Source organism: Streptomyces sp. NPDC057697, from assembly GCF_042799335.1.
Taxonomy (GTDB): Bacteria; Actinomycetota; Actinomycetes; order Streptomycetales; family Streptomycetaceae; genus Streptomyces.
The window spans coordinates 20760-43340 of the sequence record NZ_JBHVJA010000013.1 but is presented as its reverse complement, the minus strand read 5'-3'; the positions used below and the strand labels follow the sequence as shown (position 1 = coordinate 43340).

The following is a 22581-nucleotide window of genomic DNA, read 5'->3' as shown; positions in this document are numbered from 1 at the left end:
CTCACACCCGGGAGGGCTTCTTCCTGCCGAAGAGCCAGGCGTCGAAGAGCGCGCTCAGGTCCTTCCCGGACCTGCTCTCGCACAGGGCGATGAACTCGCCGGTGTCGGCATTGCCGTGCCGGTGCTGCCGGGCCCAGAGCCGGAGGATGTCGAAGAAAACCGCGTCACCCACGGCCCTGCGCACCTGGTGCACGACCATGGCCCCGCGCCCGTAGACCGGCGGGTCGGAGACGCGCCCCGCGCTCGGCGGATCCGCGGGCGGAAACGCCCAGATGCCCTCGCTCTCGGAGTCCGTGCCGTCGTAGAAGTCCCCGAAGATCTCCGTGCTGCTCCTGCCGCCCCGCTCCTCCTCCCAGAGCCACTCCGCGTAGGTGGCCAGGCCCTCGCTGAGCCACATGTCCTTCCAGGTGCGCGGGGTCACGGAGTTGCCGAACCACTGGTGGGCCAGTTCGTGCACGAGCAGGGTCTCGTCGGGGGCCGCGCCGAAGTAGGGCCTGGTCTGGGTCTCCAGCGCGTAGTCGAGTCCGGGCAGGTGGTCGACGACGGCACCGGCCGAGGAGAAGGGGTAGGGACCGAAGTGTCGGCCGGCCCAGCCGATGATCTCGGGCACCAGGTCCGCGACATCGGCGGAACCCTCGGCCTCGTCGGGGTCGATGGCGATGTGGACGGGCACGCCGTCGTCCGTCCTGCCCCGGTGGATCTCGAAGTAGCCGACGGAAACATGTGCGAGATAGCCGGCCATGGGTTCCTCGACGCGCCAATGCCGGGTCACCGTCCGGCCGCTGTCCTTCTCCGCGACCAGCCTGCCGTTGCTGATCACGTCGTAGGGGTCGCCGTCCTCGTCCTTGGGCACGGTGACGGTGATGTCGTAGGTGGCCTTGTCCGACGGGTGGTGGTTGCCCGGGAACCAGGTCATGGAGCCGGACGGCTGACCCAGGGCCGTCGCCCCGTCGTCGGTCTCCAGCCAGCCCTCCAGGCTGCCGTCGTCGCCCTTGAGCGTGCGCGGTGTGCCGTCGTAGCCGACCACCGTCCTGAAGACCTCGCGGTCCTTCACCGTCTTCGCCGGTGTCACGACCAGTTCGTCCTCCGAGCGGGCGACTTCGGCCTCGGCGCCCTGCACGGTGACGGTGCGTACATGCAGCCCCGACAGGTCGAGGTCGAAGCGGCTGAGATCCTGGGTGGCCCGCGCCGTGATGACCGCCGTGCCCTTCAGATGGTTGGTCTCGGGTACGTAATCCAGCGTCAGCCCGTAGTGCACCACGTCGTAGCCGCCGTTGCCGAGTGCCGGAAACAGCCGGTCCCCCACTCCGGCCGCACCGGGCGTGCCGGCCGCGACGTCACCGTTTCCCGGCGCCGAGCCGGTGCAGGACGTCGTCACGGCCAGGAGGAGTGCCGTGGCCGGAGCCCAGCCGGACAGACGGCCCAGGACCGCGGGCCGGGACCGGCGGTTCCCCACCGTATGCGGTGTCATTTCGTGTCTCCTGTCGATCGCGGGGCGCGAGACGTCAGAAAGCCGGAGCCGTCCGTTGGTTGCTTCGGCACGGGAGAAAGTCCGAAGACCATTCTTCCGGGGCGCTCACGGGCACGGCCGTTCCCACCGCGACGGTCCCCGCCGTCACGGACGACGTCCCTGCCGCAGGGGCCCGGCCGGGTCGCGGAACCCGTACTTCCGGGCCTCCGCGATGGGTAGGATCTCGCCGCACGCGGGGCGGGCGGTCGCCGCGCCCCGCACGGCGCGGGCCCCGACACCGGGCCGCGCACGGCACAGGCCGAAACACCGGGGGTACACGGCATGAGCACGAGCGGCAATGGTCACTGGGGTCCGTCGGGCGCCCCCGGCCCCGGACCGGGCGGGCCACCGGGCCCGGGGCCCTACCCGGGGCCGGGCCCGCAGCCCTACCCCGGGGCGGGACCCCTCCCGTACCCCGGCGGTCCCGGCGCGGGGCCCTACCCGCCGCAGGGGCACCCGGGACATCCGCCGGGCTGGGGCCCGTACCCGCCACAGCCGCACGGCGGCGGTCCGCGGCCGCCGTTCCCGCCCCCGCCCCGGCCACCGCTGACGCGCGGCCGACGCATCCTGAAGTGCGTCTACAACCCGTTCTACGCCGCCCAGCGGGCCTTCCGCCCCTCGCGCCCGGACATGGTCGAGGACCTGACGGTCCGCAGGATCCAGATGTGGCGGACCGGGCTCGGCATCGCCGCCTGGCTCGTGCTGGTCATGTCGTACAAGCCGGTCGACACCGCCGAGGGCGTCGGGAGCGTCGCGGACGACAAGTTCGACCAGAGCTGGATCAGCACCCTCGTCCTCGTGTGCGCCTTCCCGTTCGTGATCGCCCTGTTCGTGTTCGCCGCACAGGGCGCGCTGCGCGGGCTCTACCTGCGCCGGTCCCTGAAGTCCTTCGGGGCGGTGGCGGCCCTGATGGGCTCCATGGCCACGTTCCCCCTCGCCGTGGCGCCCGACCCGCAGACCACCGGCTTCCGCGACGCCATCGGAACCCCGGGAATGGTCGTCCTCATCACCCTCTGCGCCTGGTCACTGGGCTTCGCCCTGTACGGGATCGCGCTCTGCCTCATGCACGTGTTCCGCACCGCCGACATCCACGAGGTGCTGCCGCCGCTCCTCGCCACCTTGCTGGTGTGGGTGATGGCCGCGCTCGACGTGATCAACAACCAGAACGCGGAGGTACCCGCCGTCGCCCGGATCGTGTTCCTGCTGGGTGCTCCGGTGTCGGTGACCGCGCTGTCGTGCTGGGAACTGCACCGGCTGCGTAAGCACCACGGCCTGACCGTACGACGGGCCCTCGGCCGCTGAAGGACCTCCCGTGAGCGCGCCGGTCCTGCCGTGAGGCGCCGCCCGCCCCCGCCGAACCGGCGTCGCCCTCCGCCGGGCACCGCACGGCAGGCGGCAGTTCGAAGACAGGTCCGAGGGCACCATGCGCCGACCCGCTCTGTCAGTGGCCCTCGTTAGTCTCCCCTCATATCGCAGTTCAGGGGCTTCGCGGTCCCTGGTTCGCGCTGCGCTGACATCTGATGGACAGGCGGAGGGGCACGGCTGATGGCGTGGCTGACAGCGGGTGAGGGGTATGAGATCACCCTTGAGGACGGACGTGTGGTGGCACGGCGCGCCGGGGGGAGGCAGCTGAAGACGCTGCCGAAGGCCCTGCGCGACAGTCCCGAGGTCGACCGGCTGAAACAGCTGGCCGAGTGGCTGGACCGGCACGCGGTCTCGTGCGTGGCCCAGGTGGATGCCTGGATGGTGTCGTCGCTGCCGGTTCCGACCGAGCTGATCGCCCGGGTGTGGCCGGACGAGGCGTGGCAGGCGGCGCTGCGCGACATGGCCGTCGTGGGCGACGATCCGGACGAGGTCGGCTTCCTGCGCGACGTCACCGGCGACGGGGAGCTCAAGGTGGTCGACCTCGACGGCGAGACCGTGCGGCTCTCGCCGCGCACGGTGACGCTTCCCCACCCCGTGCTCCTGCCGGACCTGGACGACGTACGGGACTTCGCGGCCGACCTCGGCATCGCCCAGAAGGTCGAGCAGATCCACCGCGCGACCTGGGCCAGGCCGGACGGCCCGGACGCCGGCAGCCCGGAGACGGCCACGGAGGTGCGCGACTACGCGGGCGGGAAGTTCGCCTCGCGGTTCGGTCTCGCGGCGCGCGCCACGGGCCTCGGCTACCGGGTCTCCGGCGGCTACGCCACGTGCAAGGTGCGCGACGGGGGCCGCAGCACGGTGGCGTCGGTGTGGATCGGCGAGCCGTACTGGGACGGGGAGTCCGAGACCGGCGGGCTGAGCTGGCAGGACGAGGACGGCCGCGCGGTGCGGCTGACGGAGGTCGGGCCGGTGGCCTGGTCCGAGGGGATGCGCATGGCCGCTGCGCTGTACGCCGGCCGCACGATCGAAAAGGGTGGGGACGCGTGAGCGGGACGGTCGGGAACGACAGCAACAAGGACAACGAGGAACTGCTCGCGGCAGGCGCGGTCCTTCCGGCCGACGTGCCGGACGCGGGCCCCTCGGCGGTCGAGCTGACCGCGCGGGCCTATCGCCACCCGGTGCTCGGCGAGGGCCGGGCCGTCGTGCGGCTGGCCGCGGCCGAACTGGGCCCCGCCGAGGACCTCGCCGCCGGCTTCCTCGGACTGGAGCCCGAGGGCGAGCCCGCCGTGGTCGGTCTCGGCCGGCGCCAGGAGCTCGGCTTCCCCGAGTGGGTGCTGGTGCACCACCCCGAGGACGGGCACCACGCCCTTGCGGTCGTGCCGGAGCTGGACCGGCTGGCCCGGCAGGCCAAGACCAAGCCCAAGGCCGCCCTGGACGCCTGCCACGAGCTGGCCGGACGGCTCGCCTCCGCCGTCCCGCACTTCCTGCCCGTCTTCTACGAGCAGGCCGCGCGGATCTTCCTCGGTGTCGAGAACAGCACATACGCCGGACAGCTGTTCGGCCGTGCCCGCGCGAGTGAGGCGCAGCACGGGCTGACGGTCGACCAGGACCGGCTCGACGCCCTGTTCCTGGAGTTCGCCCTGGCCGGCGCGCTGCCGGTGAAGGTCCTGACCGGTTACGGCAAGGACCTGTCGGCCCGGCTCGCGCCCGCCGAGGCGTACGAGCGGTTCCGGCGGCTGTGCGTGCGCCGGACCGCCGGCGGTCTCGCGCCGTCCGCCCAGGCCGCGGTGGAGCTGAGGCGGCTCGCCCGCGCCGCGGCCCTGTCCGGCGCCGAGGCGGAGCAGGACTACCTCGCCGAACTCCTCCCGCTCCCCGCCACCTTGCGCGCCGCCGTCGGCTGGTGGAAGTCGCACCGCGCCGCGCTGATCGCGCTGGCCCGGCGCGTTCCGTCCGTGCGGGGCACGCTGCTGTCGATGATTCCGCCCGGGGACAGCGGGGAGATGACCGAGCTGTGGCTCGGCGTCCTGGCGGATTCGGGGGCCGACGCCGGTCTCGCGGACGCCGGCCTGCCGCAGGAGGAGCAGTGCCCGGACGGCGCGGCGGGCTGGCTGGAGCGCTTCCACGGCGCCCGGCACCGCGGCTGGGGACCGCGCCCGACACCGCCCGCCCTGCTGGAACTGGTCGAGCGGGCGGCCCCCCGGCTGCGCGCCGATCTGGCGGCGCGGCCCGAGGGCGAGCGGTTCCTGAGGATCGGTGTCGAGGACGTGAACCTGCTGGACCTCCTGCTCTCGCTGGAGATCGCGGTCGCCGACCCCGAGGAGAAGCCCGCCCGCCACCGCACCGACGCCCTGGGCCTGTCGGACTGGGCGTGCGGCGAGGAGCCGAGGGACCTGGTCGCGCTGGCGGCCGACCCGCGCTTCCGTCCCGCCTTCCAGCGCGAGGCCAACGGCTACAGCAACGCGTCCTCCGGCGCGGACGTGATGCGACGGCTGGCCGCCTCGCCCGGCGGACGCCCGATGCTCACCGAATGGATGCGCGAGGTGGCCGCCTCGTCGGTGGCGGCCGGTCTGCCCGGACTGCCGAAGGCGATCGAGCGGCTTTCCTGGCTGCCCTCCGAGGCGCTCGCGCTCGCGCCGCAGGAGGTCGCGACCGCTGCCGCCGCCGACCTCGGCGAGGCCGTGGCGCGCACGCTGCGGGGCGGGCTCCTGGAGGAGCTGCGCTGGCCGGCGTGGGAGGAGGCGCTGACGGAGCTGGCGCCGGGACCCCACAGCACCGACGGACTGACGGTCGCCGAGGCCTGGCCGTATCTGATCGTGGCCAACGCGACGCAGGTACGCGTCATCGACGCCGACTCCACCGTTCTCGTGCACGATCTGCGCGTGCCCGGCACCTCCGTGTGGCGGAGGGGCTTCCACTACGTGGACGGTGCGCTGCTGGTGTTCTGGAGCACGTACGGCCGCGGTGAGCCGCAGGGCTACTGGCACACCGCACCCGACACGGTCTTCGCCCTCACCGGCACCAGCCCCTGGGCCATGCGTTCGGACCATCTCAGCCTGCAACTGCCCGGCGGCGGCCGCACCACCGGCAGCGGGGTCCTCCACAGCGGCGACACGAAGCTGCCCGCGGAGCGCGCCCTGTTGTCCGACGGCACGTCGTACTGGGTGTGGCAGAACAACGACGGGGCGGACGAGGGCGGCTGGCAGGAGTACGACCCCGTGGGCGGCGCGTACGGCCGGCGCTCGCAGCCCGGCTTCCTCACCGACGCGTCGGCGCGGCACGCCCCCGGGGCCGAGCTGGTGGCCGTCTCGTGCCGGCTGCTGCCCGCCCCGGAGGTGCGGGGTTCGGCCCAGGGGACGTCCCCGGACGGGCTCCTCGGCTGGCGGGTCGTGCGGCTGCCCGGCGGCGGCTACCACGGCGAGGACACCACCGGACGGTCCGTCACCCTTCCCAGGGGCGCCGGCAGGCCGGTCGCCGCGCTGACGTTCCCCGGCGACGACCGGCCCCGGGCGCTCACCCAGGAGTGGCGCGAGCTGTCGCTCAGCGACCCGGAGGGCACCGTCACGGCCTCGGTGCAGTTCGACCACCGCAGCGAGCTGCACGCGACCGCGGCTCATGCCCTCCCGCCGCTCCCGTACCTGCACATGCTGCGCGCCCGTGACCCGCGGGGGTCGGCGGCGCTGCGGGGCGCCGACGCCGAGTCGGCCGGGCTCCTGCTGAAGGCGGCCGCCCTCGTGGAGCGGGTGGCGGACCTGCCCGAGCTGGTGAGCACCGCGCTGCCGCAGGTCACGGCACCGGAGATGATCGCAGGCGTGGTGAAGGTACTGCGCTTCGCGGTACAGCAGCAGAAGGCGCTGGACGCGGTGGCCGCACGGCTCGACCTCACCGCCGAGCCCACGGACGCCCGGGTCCAGGGACCGAGCGACCACGTACTCGCCAAGGCGCTGGACGGCATCGTCCACACCGGCTACTACCGCTACGGCGCGGACACCGACGTGACCCAGTGCTACCTGGAGGCCCTGGAGTCGGTGCGCACGGACACCGACGCCACGGCGCTGCCGGGCCTCCTGCACTTCGACCTGCCGTCGCTGCCCTACTCGGGACTGCCGTTCGTCTCGCTCCTGGACGAGCCGGCCGCGCTCGCCTACCGGGCCGTCGCACCCGGCAGCGACCCGGCGCACCGGGCGGCCCTGCTCGGCATACTCGGCCGGGTGGACGCGCTGGGGCTGGCCTCCGCGGCCGCCTCCGCCGCTCACTGGCGCCGCGTCCTGGTCCACCTGCCGACGCCCCACCTGCACACGCCGGACGGCCAGCGGCGCAGCGTCGCCCACCGCAGCGTGCTGCCCCTGGGCGGCGGAGCCGCGCTCGGCTTCACCGAGTACAACTCCGGCGTCGACGACGGCTGGGAGTTCGGCGCGCTGCTCCACGACCCGAGCGGTCGTTTCGAGGTGCCCGGCCCCTACACCCTCAAGAACGCCGCGCCGGTGGGCGACCGGGGGCGCGGCGCCGACTGGCTGACCGGCTTCCTCCGGGAGGCACGGTCCCATGAGGCGGCGCCCTTCCTGCCGGAGGCCGCCGACGAGTTCAGCCGACTCACCGGCGTGACCCGGGCGCTGGCCCGGATCGTCCTCGTGGGCATGCCCTACGTGGACAGCTGGGAGAGCAACTTCCTCCCCGCCGAGCTGCGCAAGGAGCTCGGCCTGAAGGTCGCCGAGGCGGGCCACGCCCGCGACGAACTGCGCGCCCTTCCGGTCGAGACACGCCGCGCGGTGCTCGCGGCCTTCCTGCCCGACGACCCGGCACGGCTGTGGAACGAGGGCCCGGACGTGGCATCGGCCGCCGCCGTGTGGAACGAGAAGGTCGGACGGCGCCGACAGGTGCCGGACTGGCTGGTCGCGGAGGCGGCGCGCGCCACGCCCAGCGGCTGGCCCGTGCACCGGGCGCTGCCGGCCCTGCTCGAACCGGCGTCGTCGCCGGAGCTCGCGCTCGACGTGCCGTGGCGCATCGAGGGCGATCACCCGGCGACGGCATCCCCCGCCGACGCGCCGTTCACCTCCGAGGTACTGGTCGGCTCGATGGCCCTGACGGCCTGGCTGGCCCACCGGCTGCCCGCAGGCGATCCGGTACGCGCGGCGCTGCCGAGTGCGCTGACCGCCGTGCGCCGGCGTCTCGCGGCACCCGAACTGCTGCTCTCCGTCGGGCACTACACCAGCCTCCCGGACTTCCGGAAGGTGGCCGGCGCCCCGACGGAGACCGCACCGGACCACGAGCGGTACGGCGCGGTGCTGATGGCCACCCAGGACGACCGGCCCCGGCCGGCCGTACGGCCCGTCCTGCTGGACTCCACCGGATCCGACCCGTACCTGGTGGCGCTGCGCGGCGCCGATCAGCAGCCGACCGATCCCGAGGCGGCCCTGCGGTGGGCGCACGACCCGGCGTTCGCACGGCTGCTGGCCGACCCGGGCGCGCCCGCGGCCGGCGCGGCGGACGACGAGGGCCTGTGGTGGCCGCAGGATCCGTCCCGTTCGGTGCCCGAGCGGGTGGCCGAAGTCGCCGAGGCGCGCGGTCTGACCGCCGACGCGGCGACGCTGTACCTGATGCTGCTGGCCATGCCCGACCCGACGGACCGCAACACCGCGCGGTGGACGGGGTGGAAGCCGGCCCGTCTCAGGAAGGCACGGGCCGAACTGACCGAGACCGACCTGGTGGTGTCGGCCGTACGGGCGCGGGCGGGACGCTCGATGTTCCTGCCGGGCGCCTGGGCGGAGCACTCGGCGCCGCTCCTGCCCGTGGAGCAGTGGAAGCTGCCGATGTACGGGGCGGCCCCGGGCAGCCGGCCGGCACTGGGTGTCCTGGTGCCGACCGAACCGGTCGCGGAGCTGTTCACCCGGGCCTGGCAGCGCGTCCTCGACGGCGACCTCCCGCGCTTCGAGGAACTGAAGGTGCGGCGGACCAAGCGCCGCCGCTGACACACCATCACCACCAGGCAGCCGACAGGCTCCCGTGCCGCCGCTGACCGGCCGCCCGACGTCAGCACGGCGCGGCGCGCCCGCCCCCGGGCGGCGCCGCGCCGCTCCCCCCGTACGCACACCGCCGAACCACGACGCGCCGAACCACGACGAAGGAAACCCGCATGACCGTCACCGAACAGACCGCACCAGTCCGGCAGGGCCAGCCGGCCGAGGAACGGTACGCCGCCGAACTCGCCTTCCTCGCCGCCCAGGACCTGGGCCCCCGGCCGCCCGGCTGGGCGCTCACCCCTCGCGCGGTGGTCACGTTCGTCTGCGGCAGCGACGGCGAGGAACTGGCCCTGCCCCGGCGCCGCGCCGGTCTGCCGTCGAAGCTGGCGATCACCCCGAAGTTCGTCGGCGAGCGCGCACTGGTCGAACGCTGCGTGGTCACCCTCGCCGGAGAGCGCGGGCTCCTGCTCACCGGTGAGCCCGGTACGGCCAAGTCGATGCTGTCGGAGCTGCTCGCGGCCGCCGTCAGCGGGACCAGCGCCCTGACGGTGCAGGGCACGGCGGGCACCACCGAGGACGCGTTCCGCTACGGCTGGAACTACGCCCTGCTGCTCGCCCAGGGCCCCACCCCGCAGGCCCTGGTGGACTCCCCGGTCCTCGCCGCCATGCGGACCGGACGGGTGGTGCGGGTCGAGGAGATCACCCGCTGTCTGCCCGAGGTCCAGGACGCCCTCGTCTCCATCCTGTCGGACCGCCGGATCAGCGTGCCCGAGCTGACCGCCACCGAGGACGCGGTCGTACGCGCCGCCCCCGGCTTCACCGTCATCGCCACCGCCAACCTCCGCGACCGGGGCGTCTCCGAGATGTCGGCGGCGCTGAAGCGCCGGTTCAACTTCGAGACCGTCGACCCGATCGCCGACGCCGACGCCGAGTCGGTCCTGATCCGCCGCCAGGCCGTCGCCGCCGTGCAACGGGCGGGCGCCGCCTTCGCCGTCGACGACGCCGTCCTCGACGCCCTCGTCACCGTCTTCCGCGATCTGCGCTCCGGCCGCTCCACCGAGGGCTGGGACGTGGAGCGGCCCGGCACGGTCATGTCCACCGCCGAGGCCGTCCAGGTGACGGCGTCCCTGGGGATCGCGGCCGCCTATCTGCCCGCCGAGGACGTCCTCGACCTGCTCCCGGGACATCTGCTCGGCGTGGTCCGCAAGGACGACCCCGCCGACCACGCACGGCTGCTGGGCTACTGGGACGGCCCGGTGCGCCGCCGCGCCGAGAGCGGCTCGGCGATGTGGCGCCGGCTCTGGGACCTGCGCGGGAGCCTGCGTTGACGAACGTCGATCCACGGGCGGCCGTGGACGCACTGGCCGCGTCGCGCGCGCCGTACCTGCTGGGAGTGCGCCACCACAGCCCCGCGCTGGCCGCGGTGATACCCGCCCTGCTCGAAGAAGCCGGGGCCGAGGTCGTCTGCGTCGAGCTGCCGACCGACTTCCAGCCCTGGCTGGAACACCTCGCGGACCCCGAAACCATCGCCCCCGTCGCCCTGGCCGGGGCGGGCGGGGGCGGAGGGGTCGCGTTCTATCCGTTCGCGGACTTCTCCCCGGAGCTCGCCGCGATCCGCTGGGCCGCGAGCCGTGGGCTGGAGGTCGTGTGCTGCGACCTTCCCCTCGGCGACCCGCGCTGGTCGGCGAGGGCCCTCGGGCCGGTGCGCGATCCGGACGGCAACGAGGCCGTGGACCCGCGGACCGGCGCGCCCACGGGTGCCGAGGGTGCCACGGATCCCGAGGGCGCGCCCGGCACCGGCCCCGCCGCCGTACCCGCTCCCGCTCCCGGCGACGGTACGGCGCGGGTACGGCGTTCCTACGCCGAGGCGCTCGCCGCCGCCGGAACCGGCCGGGACGGCGACGACCTGTGGGACCGCGCGGTGGAGGTGCTGGCTCCGGGGTGCGCCCCGGACGCGGTGCGCAGAGCCGCGCTGGGCGTGGGCTGGGCCCTGCGCACCGACGCCGCCGTACCCGCCGTCGACCTGGCGCGGGAGGAACGGATGCGGCAGGTGATCGCCGCCGCCTCGGCGGACGGCCGCCGGGTGGCAGCCGTGATCGGCGCCTTCCACGCACCCGCGCTCCTGACGTCGGGGGAGACGGGCGCCGGGGCCGGAACGGCGGGAGTCTCCGGCGCCACGCGGCGGACGACCGCCCCCTCCGAATCGGACGGGGACACGGGACCTGGCGCACGGGCGGCCGGTAGAGGCGGGGACGACAGGCAAGCCGGGGGCGGCCGGGGCGGCGAGGAAGGCGGTGTTGCGGGCTCCGGGGCGTGTGGGGCCGATGGGACCGGTGGGGACACGGCTGGAGCGCGGAAGGCCGACCGGGCCGAAGAACACGGTGCCGCGGTGACCGAGGACCCGGCTGTGACCCCGGCTGTGACCTCGGCTGTGACCTCGGCTGTGACCTCGGCCGTGACCTCGGCCGTAACCTCGGCTGTGACCCCGGCCGTGACCTCCCTCGTGCCGTACTCCTTCGACCTGCTCGACTCCCGGTCCGGCTACCCGGCCGGAATCCGCGACCCGTTGTGGCAGCAGGCGGTCCTCACCGCCGCCGGCGATCCGGAACGCATCCGGGACGCGGCGGCCGACGCGCTGACCGCCCTGTGCCGCGAGATGCGGCGCGGCGGCCACACCGCGGGGACCGGCGAGGCCGCCGAGACGCTGCGCCTGGCCTGCGACCTGGCGATTCTGCGCGGACTGCCCGCGCCCGGCCGCGGTGAGCTCCTGGAGGCCGTCACCACCGTCCTCGGCCAGGGCGAACACCTCGGCCGGGGCCGGGCCCTGGCCCGCGCGCTGGAAGCCGTGTTCGTCGGCACCGTACGCGGCCGGATCAGCCCGCACGCCCCCCGGTCCGGCCTCGGCCCCTCGGTCGAGGCAGAGCTCGCGGAACTGCGGCTGCCCCGGCCGGACGACCCCGACCGCCGCGAGCTGCGCCTGGACCCGCTGCGCTCGCCCCTGGACGGCCGCCGCGAAGTGCTGCTCCAGCGGCTGCTGGTGATCGGCGCCTCGTACGGCGAACCCCTGGACGTGGCGAGCACGGGCGACGGCACCGCGCTCGGCACCAAGTGGCGGCTGACCTGGACGCCGACCGTGCCCGCGCGCTTGGACCTCGCGGGCGCGCGCGGGGTGACCGCGGCCCAGGCGGCGGCGGGCACGCTTGCCGCGACCGCGCGCCAGGAGGCCGCAGAGGGCGGCCCCACCCCGGCCCAGATCCTCACCGGGCTGACCGCCGCCATGCGCTGCGGCCTGCCCGAACTGGTCGACGCACGCCTGCACGAGGCATCCGCCGTACTGCCCGACAGCGCCGATCTGCCCGCACTGCTCCAGGCCCTGGACCTGTTGGAGGGGCTGCGGCGCGGTCACTACCCCGGCACGACGCAGGACGCCCGCACGACGGCCGGCTCGCTCACGGAGGAACTCCTGGAGGCGGCGGTGCGTTCCCTCCCCGGCCTCGCCGGGAGCGACAGCGACGCCGACGCCGGGGCGCTGGTGGCGCTGGCGGACCGGGCGGCCGCCCGCCATCTGGGCCTGCGGCTGGACCGGGCACTCGCCGAACTGGCGGCCGAGGGCTCCCCGCTCATCCAGGGCGCGGCCCTGGCCGTACGCGTGCTGCTCGACCTGGACGACGCGGCCGCGCTGGGCGAGCGCACGGCCGGCTGGATCGACGGGGCCACGGCCCCGGACACCCGCCGGGCGCTGGCCAAGCGCCTTGCCGGGCTGCTCACGGCCGCCGGCCCCCTGCTCCAGGCGTCGCCGGACGCGCTCGCCGCGCTCATGGACCGGGTCGACGCCCTGGCCGACCAGGACTTCCTCGACCGGCTCCCGGCCCTGCGCGGCGGCTTCGACACGCTGGCCCCGGCCGCCCGGGACGGACTGCTCACCACCGTGACGGAGCGGCTCGGCGACCGGCTCGACCTGTCCCTCGACGCCCCGCCGGAGCTGCTCGCCCTGTGGGCGGCGGCCGACGCGGCCGGATCGGCGGCGCTGAAGGCCCTGGGCCTGCCCGGCGCGTACACCGAAGCCGAAACGGCCCCGGACCCGCGCCGGGATTCGGACCCGCGCCGGGATTCGGATCCGCGCCGGGATTCGGATCCGCGCCCGGATTCGGATCCGCGCCCGGACTCGGCCGACGGCCCCCGCTCCGCATCCCCGTCCGGAGCACACAGCGCCACCGCGGACGGTACGGATGCCGCGGACGGTACGGATACCGCGGACGGTACGGATGCCGCGGACGGTACGGATGCCGCGGACGTCGTACACGCCACGGACGACAAGGACCGGCGGATCGGCCGTGCCGACCGCTGGCGGCTGCTGCTCGGCCGCCACAAGGAACGGCTCACCGGCGACGCCCGCCGCTACGCCCACGCCTTGGACGAGCTCTACGGCCGCGGCCGCGGCGAGGGCACCCAGGACCTGGACGGCGGCGTTCCGGGGCAGGGCGGCGGTCAGGACCCGTCCTTCCCCACCGCACGGGAGTGGGCCCAGGAGCTGGAGGCCCTCTTCGGCACCGACGTACGCGAGGAGGTCCTCGCGGAGGCCGCCGACACGGGGCGCACCGACGTGCTGGCGCAGCTCGATCCGGCGTCGGTACGGCCCTCGGTGGAACTGCTCGGTTCGGTGCTGTCCCTGGCCGGAGGCATGCCCGAGGCCCAACTGGCCCGACTGCGTCCGCTGGTGAAGCGGCTCGTCGACGAGCTGTCCCGGGAGCTGGCCACCCGCCTGCGCCCGGCGCTGAACGGTCTGGCCACCCCGCGCCCGACCCGGCGGCCCGGCGGTCGCCTCGACCTCGCCCGTACGCTGCGGGCCAATCTCGTCCACACCCGGCGGACGGAGGACGGCGGGCTCGTGGTCGTACCGGAGCGTCCGCTGTTCAGCACACGGGCGAGCAAGGAGGCGGACTGGCGCCTCGTCCTCGTCGTCGACGTCTCCGGCTCGATGGAGGCGTCGGTGATCTGGTCGGCGCTGACGGCCGCGGTCCTCGGTGGGGTGCCGACCCTGTCCACGCACTTCCTGGCCTTCTCCACGCAGGTGATCGACCTGACCGACCGGGTCGAGGATCCGTTGTCGCTGCTGCTGGAGGTCCGGGTCGGCGGCGGTACTCACATCGCTGCCGGACTCGCGCACGCGCGCTCGCTGATCACCGTGCCGAGCCGCACGCTCGTCGTCGTGGTCAGCGACTTCGAGGAGGGCGCACCGCTCGGCGGACTGCTGGGCGAGGTGCGTGCCCTGGCATCCTCGGGCGCCCATCTGCTGGGCTGCGCGGCGCTCGACGACACCGGCACGCCGCGCTACTCGGTCTCCGTGGCACGCCAACTCGTCGCGGCCGGCATGCCGGTGGCCGCGCTCAGCCCGCTCGAACTCGCCCGCTGGGTGGGCGACCGCCTCCGTGGAGAACCCCGTTGAGCACCGAACTCCTGCCTCCCGTCGCCCCCGACGTCCTCGCCGATGCCGTGGAGCAGCTCAGCGCACGACTGCGCAAGAAACTCGACGCGGCGATCTCGGGCTGCGCCGACCGGGCCTCCGCCACGGCCGACGGGGCGGTCGAGGTCCGCTTCGGCGAGGACGCCGCGGTCACACTGCGTCCGGGCCCGTCCGGCACGGTCACGAACGCGGAACAGGCCGTGTGCAGCTGCCTGTTGGCCCCGCGCTGCCTGCACCGGGCCGCAGCCCTGGGCGCGGCACCCATCGCCGAGGGCGACGAAACGGACCGGGGCGACGAAACGGACCGGGGCGACGAAACGGTCCGTGACGACGACGCGGTCCGGGATGACGACGCGGGTACGGGCAAGGCCGCGGGTCCGGACACCGCCTCCGACACGGGTACGGGACGGAAGGAGCCGGCATCCATCGCCCCCACCGACGGCATCGCGGCCACGGCGGCCGCGCCCACCGTCCTCACCCCGGCACAGGTCCTTGCCGCCACGGCGCTGTGGGACGCCGCGGCCGAGGCCCTGTCCGCAGGTGTCACGGCGGGCGGCGCCGTGGTCCAGGCCGAGCTGCTCCGCGCCGCCCACACCGCACGGCTGGCCGGACTCCCGCGCGCCGAGGCGGCCGCGCTGCGCGTCGTACGGGGCCTGAGGGCCGCGCGGGAGCGGAGCGGGGGACAACGACTCGCCGACCTCACCGGAGCCTTTCGCGAACTGCTGGCCGACGCCGCGCTGCTCGCCTCCGGGGCGGCCGACACGGACGCGGCGGGCTCCGCGCGCCGGGTTTACGGACAGGGCGGCAGCCTGCGGGTGTACGGCCTGTGCCGGGAGCCGGTGCTGTCCGCGACGGGGTACGGCGGAGTGACCACCCACCTGGTCGGTTCGGACGGCGCCGGTTACACGGTGTCCGACGTCCGCCCCGGCGGCCTCGCCCGCGTGAAGGGCGCGGGGACCGCCTCCGTGGCGCTCGGCGGCGGCGTTCTCGACCACGCCGGGCTGGCGCGCGGGGGACTGCGGATCGTCGGCGCGACCGTCTCGGCAGACGGGCGGCTCGGCGCGGGGCGGGGGGTCGGCGCGACGCCCCTGCGCGGAGTGGACTGGTCCGAGGAACCCGCCGCCGCCCTCTTCACACGACCGGTGCGGGAGGCGATGGCCGCCTTACTGGCCGACAGCGCGCCCGGGACGGGCGGGCCCGGGGCGGGCGGTACGGCGCCGGGTCTGCTGGGCTGCGACGTCGAGGTGATCGGTGCGGCCGGCGACTCCGTCGTCGTACGCGTCACGGGCGAGGGACCGCTGCTGCGGCTCCGCCCCGCCCACCCCCATCCGGAGCTGCCGCACGCCGCCAACCTGCGCCGGATCGCCGAACACCCCGGGCTTGTCCTGCGGGTGCTCGGCCGTCCCGACCTGGACCGGGCGGCGACGCTCCGGGCGCTGGCGGTCGGGCCGGTGCCGGAGGCGCCCGCCACGCTGCGGCTGCCGGACGCGTGGAAGGGCCATGCCGACCTGGGCTACGACCGGCTCCAGGGCGAGCACTTCCCCCGCGAGACAGCGGGGTCCGGGGCCCGAGAGCCGGTCACCGCGGGTCCCGACCCGTTGGCGGAGGCGCCGCTGTGGCGGGTGCGGAGCCTGCTGGAGACGGGCGTCGCGGGCGGTCGCCGTGCCGTGGCCGAGGCGGGCCGAGGGACGGACGCGGCCTCGCTCTCCGCCCGCCTGGGCCGGGCGGGACTCGGCGCGGCCGCCCGGCTCGCGCAGTCCCTGACGACAGAGGCGGCCCGCCGCCCCCGCGACGCCTTCGGCCGCCTGACCGACCCCTCGGCCGCCGCCTACGCGACGGCCTGGCTCGCCTCGGCCGTGCATCTGGCGGCTGCGGAACGCTCGTTGGTGGCCGCGTCCTGGTCGTGACCCGCCTGGGCCCACCGGACCGCCGGTGGGCCCGCGCGGCCCGCTGGGCCCTTCCAGCGGTCCGCACCCGGGCATGGCAACCGGCCCGCGAACCCCTCCCCGATCCGCTCCCGCACCACCGCCCTGCCACACCACTGAACCACCGCCCTGCCACACCACTGAACCACCGCACTGCCGGGCCGCTGAACCGCCGCACCGCCGCACCGCCGCACCGCCGCACCGCCGGGCCACCGCATTGCCACACCGGCGCACCACCGGCCCGGCAGTCATGGCCGACCACTCCCCACCGCGTCCCGACCGCACGTATCCCCGCGCCCACAAAGAGCGGCAGCCACGATCTCCCCAGCGGCGCCGACGCGTTACCGGCCTGCCCGACCGGGCGAACCAGGTGCGCGGCGATGATTCTGAGGCCGTCCACAGGTCTACCTCTTGACGGGACCGATCGATCCATCAGGAGCACCCCATGGGCCTCATCCACATCACAGCGTTCGCGACCCTCGACCTCGTCGGGCAAGCACCCGGCGGCCCCGACGAAGACCCCATCGGGTTCCCGTTCGGCGGCTGGCGGGCACCCCTGCTGGACGAGGCCACCGGCGCCAGGGTCAGGGCCGCGTACGAAGGCACGGACGCCCTCCTGCTCGGGCGGCGGACGTACGATATCTTCGCCGCCTACTGGCCGCACCAGCAGGACGAGTTCGGCACGCTCTTCAACAGCATCCCGAAGTACGTGGCCTCCCGTGGCGAGCCCGACCTCTCGTGGGCCGGTTCCTCGCGGCTCGGCCCGGACCTGGCCGGTGCGGTGCGTGAGATCCGCGACCGGCACGAGCACGTGAAGGTCGTCGGGAGTCTGAACCTCGTGTAGACGCTCCTGCGCGAGAAGCTCTTCGACCGTCTGGACCTCTGGCTGCATCCCGTCGTGCTCGGTGTCGGGAAGAAGGTGTTCGACGGCGGCGCGGTGCCCACCGACGTCACCCTCCTGGAACCCCCTGTGGCCGGCCCGAAGGGCATCGTGCACCTGCGGTACGGGCTCGTCGCGGGGACACCCGCCACGGGCGCCATGGCCGCTCCCGGCCATGGCTCCGGGAGCGACGACTGAGGCGCGCATTCCGGTGCCGCCGGGACCGGCTGCCCCCTCACGAGGGCGGCCGCCCGGCCCGAGCGACCGATCCGAGCGACCGATCCGAGCGACCGATCCGAGCGAGCGATCCGAGCGAGCGGGCCGAGCGGCCGGGCCGCTCCGCATGGCCTGAGTGGTCAGACGCTCATGCCGTAGCCCAGTTCCTCGGCCGCGATGTGCCAGTAGGAGTTCTCGTCGGCAACGGCCTCGGCATCGACCGCGCCGAACCGTTCCAGCAACGCTTCGGTGAGCGCGTCGGCCGCCTGTTCGGCCAGGTCCACGGCCTCGTCGTCGTCGAGACCGTCGCCGGGCCCCTCGTAGTCGGCGGCCTCGGCAGCGGCCTCCTCGTAGGCGCGGTTGAAGGCGACGAAGGCGTCGATTCCGGAGTTCACCAGCTGGGGAGCACCGTCCTCGGCCAGATACCACAGCGAACCGTCGTCACGGCGCAGGGCGAGCGCGCTCAGCCCCGGATCGACCGCGACCAGGGCGTACCGCACACCACCGACCGTGCGTTCCGCGAAGGGAGAGTCCTGCCACTTGCCCGGGTACGGGAAGCGAGCACATCCGGCCAGGAGCGAGGCGGCCTCGGCATCGTTCATGTCGTGAACATAGCCACCTCGTCGGCGCGTCATCAAGCCGGTGAACCCACGCGGCCCCAGCACGGCCCGGTTGCGGCCCGTGCCCGAGGGCCCGCAGCCTGTCAGACCCCGCACCTAGGCTGTCCGCAGGGATTCGAGCAAGGAGCAGGGCAGTGCGGATAGAGCGTCACCAGGTGGGCGGGGCCGTCGTGTCGGCGGCGCGCGAGGACTTCACCAACCGGATCGGGGGCCAGGTGCGGTCCATGTCGCGGGCCGACCGGATGACCACCTGCGAATGGCAGATGATCGCCGACGAGTTCCTCGACTACCTGGGCGCCCTCTCCGTCGAGACACCCGACCTCGGCACCCCGGAGGCCAAGGCCGTCCTGAAGGACGCCTCCGAAGCCGCTGCGGGCGCTGTCGCCTACGCCGCGTACCACCCGCACTGCGGCTTCCAGATCTTTCTGGAGTACGTGAACTTCGGCATGAGCTACGACCCGGGCGAGGACGCTCCCGCAGAGAGCGTCACACCGGGGCAGTGGACCGCTGCGCTGTGCCTGTCCGTCCTCCGGGACACAGCGCAGCACCACGGCGAGGCCTTCCACTTCGCCCGCCGGAAGTTCGCCGCACAGGCGCAGGGGACGCCCATCGGCGAGCTCGCCACAGGACTGATGGCCGTGGTCCTGGACGACACCGGCAACGACGAGGAGTACCCGCCGAGCGCGCAGGCCAGGCTTGCCGCCGTCGACGCGGCCCTGGAGCGCGTCCGCACCCGCGCCGCGGGGACCGGCGAGCCCCTGCTGAACCGGATGGACAGTGCGGCGCTGCGGACGCTGCGCGCGCTGGCCGCCGAGGACCAGGAATCCTTCGACGCCGCGCTGGGCGACCTCCTGACCAGGTACGCCACCCTGCACGGCCCCTCGGCCTCCCCGAGCACGCTCCTGCCGCTCGTGCCCCTCGCCCTCGCCGCGCTCGCCTACCGGACCCTGGGCTGGCGTCCGGCCGTCCGTACCGACTACCTGCCGCACGCGCTGATCACCGGCTTCGAGACGCCGGGCCCACGGGTCGCGGCGTTCGGCCGGGACCGGCGGCCGGACGCGGTCGCCGCGCTCGCGGCGGGCCCGCTGGTGGTGGAGCGGCCGTCCTGCGGTCGGACGGTGACCCCGGAGATGGAGGCCACGTACGAGAGGCGCCTGCGGAGGGCGTTCGACGCCGTCGACGGAGCGCCCCTCGACGTCTGGCGGCTCGGCAGCGTCCTGAGCGATCAGGAGCGTCTCTTCAAGTGGCGCGCGGAGGGATCCGGCCACATGACGGACGCCCAGCGCGCGAACCTGGAACTCGCCTCGCGGGCCGGGGCCGCCCAGTTCCGCATCGCCCTCGCGGAGCCGGGAACGGAGGTCGAGGTGACCATCGACGGCCGCGCACTGCGCTACCCGGCCGAGCGCGTCGAGAAGACGGGCGCCGGCACCTGGCAGACGGCCATCGCCTTCGCCCTGATCACCGGCGTACGCGAGAACCTGGCCCCGCTGGTCCTCGCCGGTCCTGCCTTCGCGGGCCCGGACGAGTCCGCCTCCGCCGCGTACCGGGAGGCCCTCCACACCTACCTCAAGGGCGCCGCCGATCCCGAACCGGCCGTGCGGCGGGCCGTGCGACAGGAGGAGAAGGCCAAGGAATGGGGCTTCGTGATGCCGCCGGCCGTGCTGTTGTCGCAGCTCGTGGAGGGTGACGAGGAGAGCTTCGATCTGGCCCTGGCCGACGCGCTCGAAGCACACCGCGACTACTACCAGGTAGCCGACCGCTCCGACGATCCGGACGCCTCCATCAACCTCGACATCCTCGCCCTGGCCTGCCACGCGCGCCGTCGCGGCTGGGCCGTCCGCGTCGAGTCCCCCTACCTTCCGCAGGAGCTCCTCCGGGCCGCGGAGCAGCAGCGCACCCCCGGACACCGGGCCGAGGAGCCGGAGCACCAGCCCGGGGGATGAGGCACGGCGCGGAGAGACGAGGCGCGGCGAGGGTGATGAAGCGCGCGAGGGAGGGGATGAGGCGCGGCGGGCCCGCGTCCGAGCCGCCGCCCGAGACCGGATCACGGAGATCGGCGGCCCCGTCCGCGTGTCGTACCCGAAAGAGCTCAGATCTGAGAAGTACGGGCGATGCATGCCGTGTCCGTCCTTGGGAGTGGGCCTTTTCTGGTGAACTCGTCCCACACGCCGCCGACGGACCGTTCGCGGGTCCTCGGTCGCTTCGGCCCCGGTCGCTCCGGCTCCTCGATCGCTCCGGCTCCTCGGTGACGGTGTCACAGCGGCACTAGGGAAGGAGCCTGATGAAGAAGGAGCCCCAACAACCAGGAGCGTTGGACCGGCAATCCACACTGGAGGCAGCGGCCCGACTGCGTCTGCTCGCGGAGGCAAGCGCGGCACTGGCCTCGGGCCTGGACGCCGAGGAGTCACTGCGCCGACTCGCCCGTCTGGTCGTCCCGCACCTGGCCGACGCCTGTGTCGTCGACGTGCTCGAAGGGGAGCAGCTGCGCCGTATGACGGTCACGGACCGGGATCCGGAACGGGTCCTGAGAGTGCTGCCGGGTGGGCTGCTGCCCGTGCCCGACGACTCGGCGGCGGCCCTGGCGAAGGTACTGCGCGGAGCGGGCAGCCTGGTGGTGACCGATTTCGGCGCCCCCGATCCGCACGACTCGTTGCTGGCCGCGCAGTGGGCCCTGTACCGCATGCTGGGTGCCGAGACCTCGTTGATCGTGCCCATGCGGGTGCGACGGCAGACCCTGGGCGCTCTCACCTTCGTCCGCCGGGCTCCGGCCGATCCGTTCGACGAACAGGAGCAGGCCATCGCCGCCGACCTCGGCCACCGTGCGGGGCTCGCGCTGGACAACGCACGTCTGTACGCACTCCAGCAGCACATCGCCGAGCAGTTGCAGCTTTCCCTCCTGCCGGATCTGAGCGGCCTCGCCCAGCTCCAGCTCGCTGCGCGCTATGTGGCCGCCCGCGAGCGGGCGGAAGTGGGCGGCGACTGGTACGACGCCTTTCCGCTCCCGGACGGCTCGGTGGTCCTCGCCATCGGGGACGTCATCGGCCACGACCTGGCGGCCGCCGTCCGCATGGGGCAGCTGCGCAACATGCTGCGTGCGCTTGCCTACGACAGCGGAGACGCCCCGGCCGGTGTGATGAGCCGCCTGGACAAGGTGATGCAGGGCCTGACCAACATCGAACTCGTCACAGCCGTCGTCGCCCGCATCGAGACGCCCACCACGGGACCGTGGCGGCTGCACTGGACCAACGCCGGCCACCTCCCGCCGCTGCTCGCCCAGCCCGACGGGCGCACCCTCTTCCTGGAGGGCGGGCACGCCCCCGTGCTGGGCGTCGACCCCGAACTCAGGCGTGAGACCGCGAACATCGCCCTGCCCGCCGACTCGACGCTGCTCTTCTACACGGACGGCCTCATCGAACGCCCCGGTGAGGACATCGGCCGCGGCCTCACACGGCTGCGCCAGCACGCGGCCGCGCTCGCCCGTGAACCCCTGTCCATCTTCTGCGACGAACTGCTCACCCGCATGGGCGATGACCAGCACGACGACATCGCGCTCCTCGCCCTGCGCACGCCCTGACCGACCGGGCGGATCACCCGATGGTGAGGAACCCGGTGATGAGGCACCCGGCGGTGCGGTCGACGGAGTCGGACCGGTACGTCACGGTCCGGCGCCGCCGAGGACCCGCCCGAGGAAACGCGAGAACGTGTCGGCGGACGTCGTCGTGCCGACGCTCTCCGGCCCGGGGCGCCAGAGGTTGCCGAGGTAGGGCGCGTACCGATGTGCGCTCTGGGCCGCCAGGCCGGGTAGGTGCCCGGCCAGCGGGGGACGCAGGTCCAGGTACGGCAGTTCGCGGAAGGGCACGAACTGCGGTTCCGTGTCCGGCTCACGGGCGCGGGGAGTCTGGCCGTGGGCCGATCCGGTCACGGTGAAGACGAGATCCACGGTCCGTGGTCCGCGGTGGGGTTCCATGGATTCGAGTACGAAGGCCACGCGCACGGGTTCTGCCGAGATTCCGGCCTCTTCGGCCAGCTCGCGGCGCGCGCAGGCGGCCATGCTCTCCCTCTCCTGCGGCGTACCGCCGGGAAGCACCCAGTAGTCCATCCCGGCGAAGGTGCGATGGAGCAGGAGCACTGTCTCCTCGCGGAACAGAGCGGTGGAACAACGGAGTTCGATACTTTCCGGCATGGCCATGGTGCGTCTCCCTTCGGTGGTGCGCGAGTGGGCCGCGGGACTTCATCGGTCGCCCGCCCTCATGTGCACGGTGACTCCGCGGTGCGGTCTCCCGGCCTCTCGCGCCAGGGCCCGAGCCGCCGCGCGCACGCTGCGGCAGGGGCCGATCTCATGGGCCGTGGCGGCGGGGACGGCGACCCAGCGGGCGCCCCGGCCGGCTGTGCGGCGGCGAACGCGCCCCAGGAGCCGGCCGTCGTAGGCGACGACCTGGATGACCGGGTGGCCCGGAATCAGGGGCGTACAGGTCAGTCCGGGGCGGGCGGCGAGTTCTGCCAGAGCCTGTTCCTCGTACCAGTGCCACTTGGCGTTGATGACGGTGCGTTCGGCCTCCCGGATCGCCTCGGCCGCCACGGTTTCCTCGAAGATCGGCATGATGTCCTCCGGTCGCGGCAGGCCACATCGGGCACGGGCGAGAG

12 protein-coding genes and 1 pseudogene are annotated in these 22581 nt (G+C 74.3%); 9 read left to right on the top strand and 4 right to left on the bottom strand.

Translation table 11 applies throughout. The features are described from left to right. Nucleotide 1 precedes the first annotated feature (1 nt). On the bottom strand, nucleotides 2-1471 hold the full coding sequence (locus ACFVFH_RS28415; RefSeq protein ID WP_383773749.1) for a M1 family metallopeptidase: 1470 nt from the start codon (nucleotides 1469-1471) through the stop codon (nucleotides 2-4). A 669-nt stretch (nucleotides 1472-2140) separates the two neighbouring features. On the opposite strand from ACFVFH_RS28415, the gene ACFVFH_RS28410 reads away from it, so the two are divergent. The 7 genes and pseudogenes from ACFVFH_RS28410 (at nucleotide 2141) to ACFVFH_RS28380 (ending at nucleotide 17299) form a co-directional block, all read left to right on the top strand. After that, entirely contained in the window at nucleotides 2141-2812 is a 672-nt protein-coding gene (locus ACFVFH_RS28410; protein ID WP_383773747.1) for a hypothetical protein, read from the top strand. Between the two features lie 243 nt (nucleotides 2813-3055). Next, the gene (locus tag ACFVFH_RS28405; protein WP_383773745.1) at nucleotides 3056-3922 is read left to right on the top strand and encodes a DUF4132 domain-containing protein; all 867 of its coding nucleotides are present in this window, start codon (nucleotides 3056-3058) and stop codon (nucleotides 3920-3922) included. Then, on the top strand, nucleotides 3919-8841 hold the full coding sequence (locus tag ACFVFH_RS28400) for a DNA-binding protein (protein ID WP_383773743.1): 4923 nt from the start codon (nucleotides 3919-3921) through the stop codon (nucleotides 8839-8841). The genes ACFVFH_RS28405 and ACFVFH_RS28400 overlap by 4 nt, the downstream gene beginning before the upstream one ends. Before the next feature lie 164 nt (nucleotides 8842-9005). Further along, a complete protein-coding gene (locus ACFVFH_RS28395) occupies nucleotides 9006-10160 on the top strand; it encodes an AAA family ATPase (RefSeq protein WP_383773741.1) in 1155 nt (384 codons plus the stop codon). Next, complete coding sequence (locus ACFVFH_RS28390; protein WP_383773739.1) at nucleotides 10157-14278, top strand: DUF5682 family protein; 4122 nt, start codon at nucleotides 10157-10159, stop codon at nucleotides 14276-14278. The genes ACFVFH_RS28395 and ACFVFH_RS28390 overlap by 4 nt, the downstream gene beginning before the upstream one ends. Continuing rightward, entirely contained in the window at nucleotides 14275-16203 is a 1929-nt protein-coding gene (locus ACFVFH_RS28385) for a hypothetical protein (RefSeq protein ID WP_383773737.1), read from the top strand. The genes ACFVFH_RS28390 and ACFVFH_RS28385 overlap by 4 nt, the downstream gene beginning before the upstream one ends. Before the next feature lie 463 nt (nucleotides 16204-16666). Continuing rightward, nucleotides 16667-17299: pseudogene (locus ACFVFH_RS28380) on the top strand (dihydrofolate reductase family protein). A 158-nt stretch (nucleotides 17300-17457) separates the two neighbouring features. Here ACFVFH_RS28380 and ACFVFH_RS28375 read toward each other — a convergent pair. After that, nucleotides 17458-17919 (bottom strand): SUKH-4 family immunity protein, encoded by a 462-nt coding sequence (locus ACFVFH_RS28375; protein WP_383773735.1) that lies wholly within the window; start codon nucleotides 17917-17919, stop codon nucleotides 17458-17460. Between the two features lie 152 nt (nucleotides 17920-18071). Here ACFVFH_RS28375 and ACFVFH_RS28370 point away from each other — a divergent pair, with 152 nt between their 5' ends. Beyond that, nucleotides 18072-19880, top strand: coding sequence for an Imm49 family immunity protein (locus ACFVFH_RS28370; protein ID WP_383773733.1), 1809 nt, complete (start codon nucleotides 18072-18074; stop codon nucleotides 19878-19880). A gap of 338 nt (nucleotides 19881-20218) precedes the next feature. Further along, nucleotides 20219-21511, top strand: coding sequence for a PP2C family protein-serine/threonine phosphatase (locus tag ACFVFH_RS28365; protein WP_383773731.1), 1293 nt, complete (start codon nucleotides 20219-20221; stop codon nucleotides 21509-21511). Between the two features lie 81 nt (nucleotides 21512-21592). On the opposite strand, the gene ACFVFH_RS28360 is transcribed toward ACFVFH_RS28365, so the two are convergent. Together ACFVFH_RS28360 and ACFVFH_RS28355 are read right to left on the bottom strand one after the other, a co-directional pair. Further along, nucleotides 21593-22126 (bottom strand): NUDIX hydrolase, encoded by a 534-nt coding sequence (locus ACFVFH_RS28360; protein WP_383773729.1) that lies wholly within the window; start codon nucleotides 22124-22126, stop codon nucleotides 21593-21595. A 42-nt stretch (nucleotides 22127-22168) separates the two neighbouring features. Beyond that, nucleotides 22169-22537: a hypothetical protein gene (locus ACFVFH_RS28355; RefSeq protein WP_383773727.1), complete on the bottom strand. Its 369-nt coding sequence runs from the start codon at nucleotides 22535-22537 to the stop codon at nucleotides 22169-22171. Nucleotides 22538-22581: the final 44 nt, after the last annotated feature.

What these genes read in the sequence shown, in the direction of transcription:
- ACFVFH_RS28395 (WP_383773741.1), top strand. Translation starts at nt 9,006, where the DNA reads ATGACCGTCACCGAACAGACCGCACCAGTCCGGCAGGGCCAGCCGGCC.
- ACFVFH_RS28410 (WP_383773747.1), top strand. Translation starts at nt 2,141, where the DNA reads ATGGTCGAGGACCTGACGGTCCGCAGGATCCAGATGTGGCGGACCGGG.
- ACFVFH_RS28415 (WP_383773749.1), bottom strand. Translation starts at nt 1,471, where the DNA reads ATGACACCGCATACGGTGGGGAACCGCCGGTCCCGGCCCGCGGTCCTG.
- ACFVFH_RS28365 (WP_383773731.1), top strand. Translation starts at nt 20,219, where the DNA reads ATGAAGAAGGAGCCCCAACAACCAGGAGCGTTGGACCGGCAATCCACA.
- ACFVFH_RS28375 (WP_383773735.1), bottom strand. Translation starts at nt 17,919, where the DNA reads ATGAACGATGCCGAGGCCGCCTCGCTCCTGGCCGGATGTGCTCGCTTC.
- ACFVFH_RS28360 (WP_383773729.1), bottom strand. Translation starts at nt 22,126, where the DNA reads ATGGCCATGCCGGAAAGTATCGAACTCCGTTGTTCCACCGCTCTGTTC.
- ACFVFH_RS28355 (WP_383773727.1), bottom strand. Translation starts at nt 22,537, where the DNA reads ATGCCGATCTTCGAGGAAACCGTGGCGGCCGAGGCGATCCGGGAGGCC.
- ACFVFH_RS28405 (WP_383773745.1), top strand. Translation starts at nt 3,056, where the DNA reads ATGGCGTGGCTGACAGCGGGTGAGGGGTATGAGATCACCCTTGAGGAC.